The sequence below is a fragment of the Streptomyces sp. NPDC020898 genome (assembly GCF_044333925.1).
In the GTDB taxonomy this organism is placed as follows: domain Bacteria; phylum Actinomycetota; class Actinomycetes; order Streptomycetales; family Streptomycetaceae; genus Streptomyces.
Map to the genome: position 1 here is coordinate 69,149 of NZ_JBIRRV010000007.1, position 14,062 is coordinate 83,210.

The 14,062-nt window shown below is 69.8% G+C and carries 13 protein-coding genes; 11 read left to right on the top strand and 2 right to left on the bottom strand.

Annotated elements, in window-relative coordinates:
* Positions 1–26: 26 nt before the first annotated feature.
* The gene (locus ACH4TV_RS22815) at positions 27–599 is read right to left on the bottom strand and encodes a TetR/AcrR family transcriptional regulator (RefSeq protein ID WP_398400872.1); all 573 of its coding nucleotides are present in this window, start codon (positions 597–599) and stop codon (positions 27–29) included.
* A 105-nt stretch (positions 600–704) separates the two neighbouring features.
* Here ACH4TV_RS22815 and ACH4TV_RS22820 point away from each other — a divergent pair, with 105 nt between their 5' ends.
* From ACH4TV_RS22820 to ACH4TV_RS22865, 10 genes are all read left to right on the top strand, one after another.
* Positions 705–1,670 (top strand): SDR family NAD(P)-dependent oxidoreductase, encoded by a 966-nt coding sequence (locus tag ACH4TV_RS22820; RefSeq protein ID WP_398400874.1) that lies wholly within the window; start codon positions 705–707, stop codon positions 1,668–1,670.
* A gap of 55 nt (positions 1,671–1,725) precedes the next feature.
* Complete coding sequence (locus ACH4TV_RS22825; RefSeq protein WP_398400876.1) at positions 1,726–2,541, top strand: SDR family oxidoreductase; 816 nt, start codon at positions 1,726–1,728, stop codon at positions 2,539–2,541.
* Between the two features lie 97 nt (positions 2,542–2,638).
* Positions 2,639–3,364 carry a YceI family protein gene (locus tag ACH4TV_RS22830; protein ID WP_398400878.1) on the top strand — a complete coding sequence of 242 codons (726 nt, stop codon included), beginning with the start codon at positions 2,639–2,641 and terminating at the stop codon, positions 3,362–3,364.
* A gap of 56 nt (positions 3,365–3,420) precedes the next feature.
* Positions 3,421–4,380 carry a nuclear transport factor 2 family protein gene (locus tag ACH4TV_RS22835; RefSeq protein ID WP_398400880.1) on the top strand — a complete coding sequence of 320 codons (960 nt, stop codon included), beginning with the start codon at positions 3,421–3,423 and terminating at the stop codon, positions 4,378–4,380.
* 126 nt (positions 4,381–4,506) lie between these two features.
* Complete coding sequence (locus ACH4TV_RS22840) at positions 4,507–5,370, top strand: dioxygenase (protein WP_398400882.1); 864 nt, start codon at positions 4,507–4,509, stop codon at positions 5,368–5,370.
* A 102-nt stretch (positions 5,371–5,472) separates the two neighbouring features.
* Positions 5,473–6,948, top strand: a complete 1,476-nt coding sequence (locus tag ACH4TV_RS22845) for an amidohydrolase family protein (RefSeq protein WP_398400884.1) — start codon at positions 5,473–5,475, stop codon at positions 6,946–6,948.
* Between the two features lie 3 nt (positions 6,949–6,951).
* A complete protein-coding gene (locus ACH4TV_RS22850; protein ID WP_398400886.1) occupies positions 6,952–8,163 on the top strand; it encodes a CaiB/BaiF CoA transferase family protein in 1,212 nt (403 codons plus the stop codon).
* Positions 8,156–8,983: a citryl-CoA lyase gene (locus ACH4TV_RS22855; protein WP_398400888.1), complete on the top strand. Its 828-nt coding sequence runs from the start codon at positions 8,156–8,158 to the stop codon at positions 8,981–8,983. The genes ACH4TV_RS22850 and ACH4TV_RS22855 overlap by 8 nt, the downstream gene beginning before the upstream one ends.
* Positions 8,984–9,101: 118 nt before the next feature.
* Positions 9,102–9,941, top strand: coding sequence for a TIM barrel protein (locus ACH4TV_RS22860; RefSeq protein WP_398400890.1), 840 nt, complete (start codon positions 9,102–9,104; stop codon positions 9,939–9,941).
* A gap of 51 nt (positions 9,942–9,992) precedes the next feature.
* Positions 9,993–10,883, top strand: a complete 891-nt coding sequence (locus ACH4TV_RS22865; RefSeq protein WP_398401606.1) for a 2-hydroxy-3-oxopropionate reductase — start codon at positions 9,993–9,995, stop codon at positions 10,881–10,883.
* Positions 10,884–11,233: 350 nt separating this feature from the next.
* Here ACH4TV_RS22865 and gcl read toward each other — a convergent pair whose 3' ends face one another.
* A complete protein-coding gene (gcl, locus tag ACH4TV_RS22870) occupies positions 11,234–13,018 on the bottom strand; it encodes a glyoxylate carboligase (protein WP_398400892.1) in 1,785 nt (594 codons plus the stop codon).
* Positions 13,019–13,221: 203 nt separating this feature from the next.
* Here gcl and ACH4TV_RS22875 point away from each other — a divergent pair, with 203 nt between their 5' ends.
* Positions 13,222–14,004, top strand: a complete 783-nt coding sequence (locus ACH4TV_RS22875) for a hypothetical protein (RefSeq protein WP_398400894.1) — start codon at positions 13,222–13,224, stop codon at positions 14,002–14,004.
* Positions 14,005–14,062 lie beyond the last annotated feature (58 nt).

A 14,062-nucleotide genomic window follows, 5' to 3' on the forward strand; every position in this document is an offset into this window, starting at 1 on the left:
GCACGCATCGGCCGACCGCACACGCGTCAGCCGGCGCGATACCGGAGCCCGTCGAACAGCAGGTCGAGCATGCGGCCCGCCCGGTCGCGCAGCCCTTTGTCGCTGGTGATCAGCAGGACGCCCCCGAGGCTGAACCCGACGTCGAGGGGGTCCACGTCCGAGCGCAGGACGCCCGCCTCGGCTCCGGCCTCCAGCAGCGTGCTGATGGCCGTGCTGATCCGGTCGAGGCTCTCGGCGAACGGATCCGCGCCGGAGGCGACGACCGCCCGCAACGCCTCCGCCATGCCGTCCTTGGTGGCCAGGTAGTCGAAGAACCTGTCCATCCACAGCCGCATCGCCTTGTCCGGCGGGAACTGCGCGAGCAACTCCGTGGCGCTGTCGCAGACCCGGGCGACTTCGTTGCGGTAGGCGGCCTCGACCAGTGCCTCACGGGTGGGGAAGTGCCGGTAGAGCGTACCGATGCCCACACCGGCCGCCTTGGCGATGGCTTCGAGTGACGCGTCCGAGCCCCGCTCGGAGAAAGCGTGCACCGCGGCGTCGAGCAATCGCTGCCGGTTGCGCAACGCGTCGGCGCGTGGTCCGCGTGTGTTGGCGGTCACAGCTTTCCTTCCTTCTGGACAATCGGAGGACCCTCCGTTTAGAGTCGAGCCACAATCGGAGGCCCCTCCGGTTCGGAGCTTAGCAAACGGGGAGTACCGCGAGACATGGCCACGAGTGCACGTATCAGCACATCGTTCACCGCCCGGTCCACGGCCGCCGAGGTCATCACGGGCATTGACCTCACGGGCCGCCGTGCCGTCATCACCGGAGGCGCGTCCGGCATCGGTGTGGAGACCGCCCGCGCGCTCGCCGGCGCCGGGGCCGAGGTCACCCTGGCCGTGCGCGACACGACCGCCGGCCATCGCACCGCGGAGGGCATCAGGGCCACCACGGGCGCCGAAAACGTGCGGGTCATCCCGCTGGACCTCGCCGATCCGGCATCCGTGCGCAGGTTCGTGGCCGAGTGGCAGGGGCCGCTCCACATGCTCGTCAACAACGCGGGAGTGATGGCGACTCCGGAGATCCGGACGCCGCAGGGCTGGGAACTGCAGTTCGCCACCAACCACCTCGGGCATTTCGCTCTGGCCACCGGCCTGCACAGTGCGCTCGCCGCGGCCGACGGTGCCCGCGTGGTGTCGGTGAGCTCCAGCGGGCATCTCTTCTCGCCGGTTCTCTTCGACGACCTGCACTTCATCGACCGGCCCTACGACACGTGGCTGGCGTACGCACAGTCCAAGACGGCCAACGTGCTGTTCGCGGTCGAGGCCGGCCGGCGCTGGTCCGACGACGGGATCACGGTCAACGCGCTGATGCCCGGAGGGATCCGGACCAACCTGATGCGCCACGTCGGGGACGCCGAGATGGCGCGGTTCGGGGCCCACCTCCAGGCCCTCATCGGTGAAGGAACCCAGCCGCCCGAGCTGTCCCTCAAGACGGTCGAACAGGGCGCCGCTACCTCCGTGCTGCTGGCCTCGTCACCCGCACTCGACGGCATCAGCGGCCGGTACTTCGAGGACTGCGACGAGGCTCCCCCGCACCGGCCCGGCACCAACACGGGGGTCGCGCCGTACGCCCTGGACCCGGAAGCGGCCGCGCGGCTCTGGGACGTCTCCGAGCGACTCCTGCCCTGACTTTCCCTTTCCTCTCCCTTTTCCGATCCACCCCCATTCCATTCGAAGGATTCCGATGTCCAAGACCTGGTTTGTCACCGGTTCGTCCCGCGGCCTGGGCCGCTCGTTCGTCGAGGCCGCACTGGAGCGCGGCGACAAGGTCGCGGCGACCGCCCGGAACACCGAGTCCCTGGCGGACCTGGCAACCGCATACGGTGAGCGGCTGCTCGCGCTGCCGCTGGACGTCACCGACAAGACCGCCGTGTCGGCCGCGGTCGAGAAGGCCCACACCCACTTCGGCCGGCTGGACGTCGTCGTCAACAACGCCGGCTACGGCCACTTCGGCATGGTCGAGGAACTGACCGAGGCCGAGGTACGCAATCAGTTCGAGACCAACTTCTACGGCGTCCTGTGGGTGACCCAGGCCGCCCTGCCGGTGCTGCGCGCACAGGGAGGCGGCCACATCGTGCAGGTCACCTCCGTCGGTGGCGTGCTCGCCTTCCCCAGCCTCGGCGCCTACCACGCCTCCAAGTGGGCCGTGGAGGGGCTCTCCGAGTCGCTGGCCGCGGAGGTCGCCGGACAGAACATCAAGGTCACCATGGTCGAGCCGGGCCCCTACCCCACCGACTGGCCGGGCGCGTCCGCGGCCAACTCCGAGCCCGACCCGCTCTACGACGGGGTCCGCAAGGCGCTGGCCGAGGGCCTGGACCTGTCCGACCTGGGGAACCCCAAGGCCGTCGGCCCCGCGCTGCTGAGCATCGTCGACGCCGAGAACCCGCCGCTGCGGGTGTTCTTCGGCAGGCCGCCGATCGCGATGGTCAAGGACCTGTACGCGCGCAAGCTGGCCACCTGGGCGGAGTGGGAGCACGTCTCGCTCGCCGCCCACGGCTGAGCCCCCTCAGGCCCCGCACCATGCTCACCACCCGGGGCAACCCATAGCCCAGTACTTGAAACTTCAGTTGAATTTCCAACACCTTAGGGAGAACGCGATGGCAGGCAGAATCCGCAGGCACTGGAAGCGCTGGCTGATCGCCGGCGTGGTGACCGTCGCCGTACTGACCACGGCCGGTCCGTACCTCTACATCAACTACATCCAGGACGAACCACCGGCCGCACTCTCCCTGGACAGCCCGCCATCGGCGTCGGACACCTCCTCCGGCAACTCCTCCGGTTCCGGAGAGCAGGCGAGTGGGAGCGTCGAGGGCGCGTGGCGGGTCGGCAGCGGTTCACAGGCCGGCTACCGCGTCGACGAGGTCCTCTTCGGGCAGAACGTCACGGCCGTGGGCCGCACCGAGGAGGTCACCGGAGACCTGGAGATCGAGGGTGACAGCGCCGTCAGCGGAACCATCACCGTCGACCTGGCCTCGGTGGAAAGCGACTCCGCCGAGCGTGACGGCCAGTTCCGCGGCCGGATCATGAACACCGAGCAGTTCCCGGCGGCCACCTTCGAGCTCACGGAACCCGCCGACTTCGGTTCGGCGCCGGCCGTGAACGAGCAGGTCACCGCAGAAGCCACGGGCGATCTGACCATCCACGGCGAGACGAACTCCGTCACCTTCGAGCTCACCGCCCAGCGCACCGCCGACGGTTTCCGCACCAACGGATCCATCCCCCTCACCTTCGCCGACTACGGCATCGACGCACCGAACTTCGGCGGGATCACTGTCGAGGACGAGGGATCCATCGAGTTCCTCCTCACCTTCACCTCCGCGTGATCCGAACCGCCGATCCGCACCGCCCTCTTCCCCGCACAGCATTGGAGAACACCGTCATGCGCAGCACCCTCTTGTCCCGTAGGACCGTCGCCACCCTGGTGGCCGCGGCGACCGTCGGAGCCATGGCCGGCTTCGCCCCCGTCGCCACCGCCTCCGCACCGTCACAGGGCGCGGCCTCCGCGGGCGAGTGGCAGACGAGCCCTCACACGCAGGAGCGCAACAAGCGCGTCGCCGTCCACGTGCTCAAGCGGCTCTTCGAGCACGGCGACCTGTCGGCCGCCGACTGCTACATCCGCCCGGACTACATCCAGCACAACCCCAACGCGGCCGACGGCACCGAGGCGCTCAAGGACTTCGTCCGCTTCGAGACCGCGCGGTACCCGGACCTGAAGTACAACGTCAAGCGGGTCCTCGCCCAGGGCGACATGGTCATCGTCCACGCCAACGTGGTCAACGAGCCCGGCACCCGCGGCACAGCCCTGGTCGACATGTTCCGCTTCGACCCGAAGAGCCACCTGATCGCCGAGCACTGGGACATCCTGCAGGACGTGCCGGCGACCACCGTCAACGGCAACGACATGTTCGGCACGGTCAGCCGGCCGCAGACGAACCAGCCCGGCCCGCGTTGGCAGACGGCCCTCAGCGAGAAGGTGGCGACCGGCTACTTCGACACGCTCCTGGTCGACAAGAACCCGGACGCGGTCAGGTACCTGGCCCCGGAGTACCACCAGCACAACCCCACCATCCCCAGCGGCTCGGCCGGTCTGCGCGAGCAGTTCACCCAGTTCTTCCAGCAGTTCCCGGGGCTGGTCGTCGAACGCAAGCGCGTCATCGCCGAGGGCGACATGGTGGCCGTCCACGCCCACTACCGCCTCACCCCCGAAGACCGTGGCCAGTCCGTCGTGGACCTCTTCCGCGTCAAGAAGCAGAAGAACGGACAGCTGAGGATCGTCGAGCACTGGGACGTGCTGCAGGACGTGCCGGCGACCTCCGCCAACGACAACACCATGTTCTGAGCCCATCCGTTCTGAGCCAATCCCGCTACGAGGACTTGATTTAGGCATCAACCATGCGCCAGGGTGACCGCTGTACGGACGATTGTCCGTACAGCGGTCAGGCCGGAATGAATCAAGGAGGATTCCATGGCCTTCGTGACGGAGGACAATCTCACCGACCTCGCGGTGAAACGGTGGGCCACCGCCCACTCGCCCCGGCTCGCCGAGTTGATGACGGCGTTGGTGCGGCACCTCCATGCGTACGCCCGCGAGGTCGGACTCACCGAGGAGGAGTGGGCGGCGGCCGTCGAATGGCTCACCGCCACCGGCCGGATCAGCGACGACAAGCGTCAGGAGTTCATCCTCGCCTCCGACGTCCTCGGCCTGAGCACGCTCGTCGTCCAGCTCAACCACCGCTTCCCGGCAGGCGCGACGCCGGCGACGGTGCTCGGCCCGTTCCACATCGACGGCTCGCCCACGGCGGCGTTCGGAGCCGACCTGTCCGACGGCATCCCGGGCACCCCGCTGTTCGTCACCGGCCGCGTGCTGGACCTCGACGGCACACCGCTCCCGGACGTCGTCCTGGACGTGTGGCAGGCCGACGCCGACGGTACGTACGAGGCACAGCTCCCGGAGATCGACGAGGCGCGGCTGCGCGCGAAGTACCGGACGCGGACGGACGGCACGTACTGCGTGCGCACCATCGCCCCGCGCGGCTACGCGATCCCGATGGACGGCCCGGTCGGTGACCTGATCAGCGGGACCGACATCAGCTACTTCCGTCCCGCACACATCCACTTCCTGATCGACCACCCCGGCCACGAGAAGCTCATCACCCACCTGTTCCGGCAGGGCTCCGAATTCCTCGACACCGACGTCGTGTTCGGCACGAAGGACGAGCTGATCGTGCGCTTCACCGAGGAGCCCGCCGGTGCCTCCCCCGACGGCGGCACGGTCGACGAGCCCTATCTGCGCGCCGAGTTCGACTTCGTGCTCCAGCCCCGGCCATGAACCCGGGGGCCGTTGGCCCGGCCGCCGCGTCCGTACCGCTCATCGCCCGCTCGCGGGTCCTCAGCGCCCGGACGCCACCACCATCCACAACGAGGTGACCGCATGACGATCGAAGAACCGCGCCCCGAAGATTTCGCCCCGGGCCGCCCGGTCCTGTTCCGCGACGCGACCGTACTGTCCATGGACCCCGCGATCGGCCTGCTCGACCGCGGCGACGTCCTGGTCCGCGGCGAGCGGATCGAGCAGGTCGGACGGGACCTTCGGGCACCGGACGACGCCGTGGTGGTGGACTGCGCCGGCGGCATCCTCATGCCCGGCATGGTCGACACGCACCGCCACATGTGGCAGACGGCGCTGCGCGGCCTCGGCGCCGACTGGACCCTGTCGCAGTACTTCGTCTTCTACTACCTCACCTGGGGCAAGATCTTCCGCCCCGAGGACATCCACGCCGGCAACCTGCTGTCCGGCATCGAGGCTCTCGACGCCGGTGTGACGACGACGGTGGACTGGTCGCACGGACTGCAGACCCCCGAGCACGGGGACGCGGCCGTCGAATCCCTGCGCTCGGTACCGGGCCGCTTCGTACTGGCCTACGGCAACCTGCTGGGTGCGCCCTGGGAGTGGACCACCGCACCGGAGTTCCGGTCGTTCGTCGACCGCAACTTCGCCTCGCGGGACGACATGCTCGGCCTGCAACTCGCCTTCGACGTCACGGGGGACGCCGCGTTCCCCGAGAAGGCGGCGTTCGAGGCGGCCCGTGAACTCGGCCTGCCGGTCACCACCCATGCCGGAGTGTGGGGCGCGACCGGCGACAGCGGAATCCGGCTGATGTGGGATCACGGGTTCATGACGCCCGACGTCACCTATGTCCACTCGGCAACGCTCAGCGACGACTCGTACCAGCGGATCGCCGCGTCCGGCGGCACGGTCTCGGTGTCGGCGGAGAGCGAGCACAACGCGGGCCAGGGATACCCGCCCACCTGGCGGCTGCGGCGCCACGGCATCCCCGTGTCGCTGTCGATGGACACCAGCGTGTGGTTCAGCGCCGATCTGTTCTCGGCGATGCGCGCCACGCTGTCGGCCGACCGGACGCGCGAGCACATGCGGGCCCACGCGGCCGGGGAGACGGTGGTCCACCACAGCCTGCGGGCCCGGGACGTCGTGGAGTGGGCCACGATCGGCGGCGCCGAAGTGCTCGGCCTCGGCGACACCATCGGCTCCCTGACCCCGGGCAAGAAGGCCGACCTCGTCCTGCTCAAGAACGACCGGTCCCCGGCGATGTACCCGATCCTGCACCCCTACGGGCACGTGGTCTACCAGGCCACCCGCGCCGACGTGCACACCGTGCTCGTCAACGGAACCGTGGTGAAGTACGCGCACGACCTGATCGGCGTGGACCTGGAGCGGGCCCGCACCGCCGTCGCCGCGACCGTGGAGTACGCGCGGACCACGATGGGTGAGGACGCCTGGCGCGAGGCGGTGGAGCCGGAGATCCCGGCCAACGAGCCGATCTCGAACCCGTACACCTACAGCGAGTACCGCGGCGAGGGCGTCGCCGTGCAGAACGAGGGGGCGTAGCCCATGAGCAGCGGATCGGGCGACTCCCGCGGACCGCTCGACGGACTGCTGGTGGCGGACTTCTCCCGCATCCTCGCCGGTCCCTACGCGACGATGCTGCTCGCCGATCTCGGGGCCGACGTGGTGAAGGTCGAAGGCCCTAAGGGGGACGACACCCGCACATGGACGCCGCCGGTGCGCGACGGCGTGTCGACCTACTACCTGGGGATCAACCGCGGGAAGCGGTCGATCGCCCTCGACTTCCGTGACGAGGTGGACGCGCGGCTGGCCAGGGAGCTCGCCGGGCGTGCGGACGTCGTGATCGAGAACTTCAAACCGGGCGGACTGGCCCGGTACGGCCTCGACCACTCCTCGGTGAGCGCCGGGAACCCGGGGGTGGTGTACGCGTCGATCAGCGGCTTCGGAGCCGGACCCGGCCGGAACGTACCCGGCTACGACCTGATGGTGCAGGCGATCTCCGGACTGATGAGCCTGACCGGTGATCCGGACGGACCGCCGTACCGGGCGGGGATCTCGGTCTTCGACGTGATGGCGGGCAACCACGCCGTCATCGGCATCCTCGCCGCGCTGCGGCACCGCGACGCCACCGGCCGGGGCCAGCTCGTCGAGGTGAACCTGCTGTCGTCGGCGCTGACCGGGCTGGTCAACCACAGCTCCTCCTACGTCGCCGGCGACACCGTGCCCTTCCGGATGGGCAACGCGCACCCCAGCGTCTTCCCCTACGAACCGCTGCCGACGGCCGACCAGGACCTGATCGTCACCGCCGCCAACGACGGGCAGTTCCGCAAGCTCTGCGAGGTGCTCGGGATCCCCGGGACCGCCGACGATCCCCGCTTCCGGCACAACGCCGACCGTACCGAGCGACGGGAGGAACTCCGGCCGCTCCTGCTCGAACGGCTGAGGACGAGGTCCGCCCTGGAGTGGTTCGAGCTACTCGTCGACGCCGGCGTCCCGTGCGGACCGATCAACACCATCGAGGGCGGGTTCGCGATGGCGGAACGCTTCGGGCTCGACCCGGTCGTCGAGGTCGGGGAGGGAGACCGGGCGGTGCCCACGACCCGGCACCCGATCCGCTTCTCCGAGACCCCCGCCGCCTACCGCCTGCCCCCACCCGAGTTGGACGAGCACGGGACCGAACTCCGCAAGTGGCTGGAGAACGGAGTGGAGAACGCAGGGGACGCAGCGGGGGACGATCCGGAGGACGAGGATGCCTGAGAAGCCGAGCAACCCCGGGTATCCGCCCGAGTATCCGACCGCCCTCGGTGCGTCCTCCCTGGACAGCATCACCCTGCTCGGGCAGGACCTCGCGGCCGATGTGATGGGCGAGGTGGGATTCGGCGAGCTGGCGTTCTGGCTGGCCACGCAGCGCCGCCCCACCTCCGGGGAGACACGGGTGTTCGAGGCGGTGCTCGCCGCGCTCGCCGACCATGGCTTCACCCCGACCGCCATAACGGCCCGGTTGACCTACCTGTCGGCCCCCGATTCGATCCAGGGAGCCATCGCCGCAGGGCTTCTCGGCGGCGGCTCCCGTTTCCTCGGCGTGACCGAGGACTGCGGCCGCTTCCTGCACGACGCCCTTGCGACGCTGGAGGACGGCCACCCGACCGACGAGGCCGGCTGGGACGAACTCGCCCTGGCCACCGTACGCGCACGAAGAGAAGTCCGGGGAATCATCCCCGGCCTCGGGCACCACGTCCACAAACAAGGTGATCCCCGCACTCCGAGGCTGTTCCAACTCACCACGGAGGAAGGGCTGTTCGGCCCGCACCTGGCGCTGTTCGCGGCCATCGGCCGGGTCCACCCCCAGGTGCTGGGCCGCACGCTGCCGCTCAACGGCGCCGGGGTGTGCGGTGCCGCACTCGCCGACCTCGGTCTTCCGCTGGAACTGCTCCGCGCCTTCGCCCTGCTCGCCCGCACGGCCGGACTCATCGGCCAGCTCGCCGAGGAGATGCGCAACCCCGTCGCCAACGACATCTTCCTGTCCGTGGACCTGAACAACCGGCCCGTCCCGCCGCAGCCCCGGAGCCCCTCTTGACAAGCCCGGACACCCAGCGGCAATCTTCCAGTAATCAGAAACTATATTCCACAATGCGGAATTAGCCGCCCGGTGCGGTAACAGCAGTCAGCAGCGGCACGAGGAGGCGCCGACGGCCATGGGATTCACTGAACAGCGCTTCAACGTCAACCTGTCGATCCTCTTCACCGAACTCCCGCTCCTGGAGCGCCCGGCGGCGGCCCGAGCGGCCGGTTTCACCGCGGTCGAGCTGTGGTGGCCCTGGCCCGACTCCCCCGCACCCGCGCGCTCCGAGATCGACTCGCTGAGGCGCGCGATCGAGGACGCGGGCGTCCGCCTCACCGGCCTGAACTTCTACGCCGGACAGCTGCCGGGCCCGGACCGGGGCGCCCTGTCTCTGCCCGGGGACGAGTCCGAGCGGTTCCGCGCCAACATCGAGGTGGCCGCGGATCTCGCCGAGTCGCTCGGCTGCGGCGCGCTCAACGCGTTGTACGGCAACCGCGTCGAGGGTGTGGACCCGGCGGAGCAGGACGCGCTGGCGCTGGAGAACCTGGCGCTCGCGGCCCGGGCCGCGAGCCGCATCGGCGCGATCCTCCTCGTCGAGGCACTCAACAAGCCGGAGTCGCCCCGGTACCCGCTGGTGAGCGCCCCGGCCGCCGTGGAGGTCGTCGACAGGGTCAACGAGGCGACCGGCCTCGGCAACGCCCGCTTCCTGATGGACCTCTACCACCTGTCCATGAACGGCGAGGACCTCCCGTCGGTGATCCAGCGGTACGCCGACCGGACGGGGCATGTCCAGATCGCCGACAGCCCCGGACGCGGTGCGCCGGGCACGGGCTCCCTCCCCCTGGAGGAGCTCCTCGGCCTGCTGACGAAGGCGGGTTACGAGGGCTGGGTCGGCCTGGAGTACAAGCCGGGCGACCGTCCGAGCGCCGAGGCCTTCGAGTGGCTGCCGCGCGAAGCGCGCCGAGCCCCCTGACATCGCGGAGCAGCAGGCAGCAGTCAGTAGGCAGCAGAGAGGTACTTCATGATGAGCAATCTTCCCAAGGTCGCCTGGATAGGCCTCGGCATCATGGGCTCCCCCATGTCCGAGCACCTGCTCAAGGCGGGTTACGACGTCACCGGCTTCACCCTGGAACAGGACAAGCTCGACCGCCTCGCCGCCGCCGGCGGCACCGCGGCCGGTTCGATCGCCGCGGCCGTGCGCGACGCCGACGTCGTGATCACGATGGTGCCCGCGTCGCCCCAGGTCGAGGCGGTCGCGTACGGGCCCGGCGGCATCCTGGAGAACGCGCGGCCCGGCACCCTGCTCATCGACATGTCGTCGATCACCCCGCAGACGTCGGTGGACCTGGCGAAGGCGGCGGCGACGAAGGGCATCCGCGTCCTGGACGCCCCCGTCTCGGGCGGCGAGGCGGGCGCGGTCGAGGCCGTGCTGTCCATCATGGTCGGCGGCGAACAGGCCGACTTCAGCGCCGCGAAGCCGGTCTTCGAGGCGCTCGGCAAGACCGTTGTGCTGTGCGGCCCGCACGGCTCGGGCCAGACGGTGAAGGCCGCGAACCAACTGATCGTCGCGGTGAACATCCAGGCGTGCGCCGAGGCCGTGGTCTTCCTGGAGAAGTCGGGCGTGGACCTGAAGGCTGCGCTGGACGTGCTGGGCGGCGGGCTGGCCGGCTCGACCGTGCTGGCACGCAAGAAGGACAACTTCCTCAACCGCGACTTCGCACCGGGTTTCCGTATCGACCTCCACCACAAGGACATGGGCATCGTCACGGACGCGGCCCGTGCGGTCGGCGCCGTGCTGCCGGTCGGCGCGGTGGTGGCCCAACTCGTCGCGTCCCTGCGTACGCAGGGCGACGGGGGCCTGGACCACTCGGCCCTGCTACGGGCCGTGGAACGGCTGTCGGGCGCCGAGGTCTGACCGCCCGTACCCCACGCTTCCGGGCGGCGCCACCGCTGACAACTGTCCTGTCGCGCCCAGGCGTTGGCGCCGCCCGGAATCCCACCCCGTCTCGTGCGCCCGTACGGCCGTCTGCGTACGGGCGCCTACGCAACCCTCAAATCAAGCTCTGAAGACGGCTCCCGGGGCTTCAACCACCCCCGGGTGCGGGCACATTGTGAGCACACGGGGCCCGCCGGCACGGGGGCGGCGGGTCCGGTGTGAACGGGGGAAAATCGGGGGAACCACGGGGGAAACGAAGTGAGGGAGTGCCCATCGGGCACTCCCTCACTTCGTTTCTCTCAGCCACCCTCGGCAACCAGCCCTCGGCGTCAGATCCGCAGCGCCCTGATCGACGTCGGCGCGTGGCCCGGCTCGGTCGCGATGTCCTCGAACTCCACCACGTTTCCTATGTCGTTGGTCGTCGACATGGAGATGTTCGTGACGCGTTCCAGGATCGCTTCGACGACCACCGGCACCCGGTGTTCGGCCGCGAGCTTCTTGGCCTGCTCGAAGGCCGTGCCCAGTTCGCCCGGGTCCGTCACGCGGATCGCCTTGCAGCCGAGGCCCTCGGCGACCTTGACGTGGTCGACGCCATAGGCGCCCAACTCGGGCGAGTTGAGGTTCTCGAACTCCAGGTTGACCTGGAAGTCGATGTCGAAGGCCCGCTGCGCCTGCCGGATCAGGCCGAGGTAGGAGTTGTTGACCAGGACGTGGACGTACGGGATGCGGTGCTGGGCGCCGACGGCCAACTCCTCGATCATGAACTGGAAGTCGTAGTCCCCGGAGAGCGCGACCACGGACGCCTCCGGGTCGGCGACGGCGACGCCCAGTGCGGCCGGGATCGTCCAGCCGAGAGGGCCCGCCTGGCCGCAGTTGATCCAGTGCCGGGGGCGGTAGACGTGCAGCATCTGGGCGCCCGCGATCTGCGAGAGGCCGATCGTCGTCACGTACCGCGTCTCAGGGCCGAAGGCCTTGTTCATCTCCTCGTACACGCGCTGCGGCTTGATCGGGATGTCGTCGAAGTGCGTACGGCGCTGGAGGCGGGCCCTTCGCTCCTGGGTGGCCGCCGCCCAGTCGGAGCGGTCGGGGAGGCTGCCCGCCTCCCTCAACTCCCTTGCCACCGTGACGAAAAGCTCCAGCGCGGCCTTCGCGTCGGAGGCGATGCCGTAGTCGGGGGCGAAGATGCGGCCGATCTGGGTGGGGTCGATGTCGACGTGGACGAAGGTGCGGCCGGCCGTGTAGACGTCCAGCCTGCCGGTGTGGCGGTTGGCCCAGCGGTTGCCGATGCCGAGGACGAAGTCGGAGTCCAGGAAGGTGGCGTTGCCGTAGCGGTGCGAGGTCTGGAGGCCGACCATGCCGGCGTTCAGAGCGTGGTCGTCCGGCAGTGCGCCCCAGCCCATGAGGGTGGGGACGACCGGAATGCCCGTCAACTCGGCGAACTCGACGAGGAGTTCGCAGGCGTCGGCGTTGATGATCCCGCCGCCCGCCACGATGAGGGGCCGCTGCGACGCGTTCAGCAGCGCGAGCGCCCGCTCGATCTGGGGGCGGGTCGCGGTCGGCTTGTGGACGGGCAGCGGTGCGTACGTCTCCGGATCGAACTCGATCTCCGTCTGCTGGACGTCGACCGGCAGGTCGACCAGCACCGGCCCCGGGCGGCCCGACCGCATCAGATGGAAGGCCTGCTGGAGGACGCCGGGGACCTGGCCCGCCTCCAGCACGGTGACGGCCATCTTCGTGACCGGCCGGGCGATGGAGGCGATGTCGACGGCCTGGAAGTCCTCCTTGTGGATCACCGCGGTGGGTGCCTGGCCGGTGATGCAGAGGATCGGGATCGAGTCGCCGGTCGCGGAGTACAGCCCGGTGATCATGTCGGTGCCGGCCGGCCCCGAAGTACCCACGCACACACCGATGTTGCCGGGGTGGGTGCGGGTGTAGCCCTCGGCCATGTGCGAGGCGCCCTCGACATGACGGGCGAGGGTGTGGCTGATGCCGCCGGAGGCCTGGAGGGCCGCGTAGAAGGGGTTGATCGCCGCGCCGGGAACACCGAACGCGTGGGTGACGCCCTCGCGCTTGAGGATCTCGACTGCCGCGCGGGCAGCGGTCATACGAGCCATAGAGCAACTCCTCGGATTCGTACTCCCGTCGCGCCCCGCGGAGAGTGGAATTCGTCTCTGATTTTTCCGTATGATGGAATTTACTTTCTACTATCTGGAAACAATGTAGGTGGGCTGCCAAACGTCGTCAAGAGACGGACAAGCGGGGGTCGGGTGGAGCACGATGGGACCGCTGACCCCGACATCACCTAGTGGAGTGGGCCATGGCCGAGAGCATGCCGGTGCGATGCCCGGCCTGCCTGCGCGAGCATCTGTACGCGGCGCCGTCCTATCCGTGCACCTGCGGAGAGCCGGTCCGGCCGTCGCTCGACGAGGGGGCGACCGCGACAGCCGTCACCCACCGCGTCTGGGACGAGCAGTGGGTCACCGTCCACTGCGCCTCCTGCGGCCGGGGAGACCAGTGGCCCCACCCCGAACTGGGCTGCTCCTGCGGCACGGTCCTGCGCATCCCAGTGACGCGGCCGGCCCCGGACCCCCTGGCGACGGACACCCCGGCGAGCGACGCGCAGTCGGCAAAGGACGGTCCGGCGAAGGACAGACGGCCCGCGCCCGGCGCCGCGCGGCTCCCCGGCGCCCTGCGCGTCCCCCACTCCGCCGCCCGCCCCCGGCGCGCCTTCCAGCCCGTCACCATCCGCACCGCACGCGACGCCGTCACCGCCGCCGCCCTCTATCTGCGCTGGCTCGGCTACGAGGACATCCGCCGCGCGGACCAGCGGCCCCCGTCCGGTGTCGGGCTCGCCGCCCGCGGAGTCCTGGCCCAGGTCGACCCGAGCGTGCGCCCGGCGTCCCTGCGGGACGTGGAGTGCCTGTGGCTGACGGCCATGACGGAGTCCTCGGACTGCGTCTACTTCTCCCTCGCCGGGTACGAGAGCGAGGCCCGCCTGCGCGCCGACTCCCTCGGCGTCCCCCTCTTCGTCCTCGACCTCACCGGCACCCCGCAACCCGTCAACAGCCCGGCCGACGACCTCGACGCCACGGGCGCCTGAACGGCCGTACCCACCCGGATATCCAGGTGCCCGGGGGTCACCTCCGTCGGATACTCGG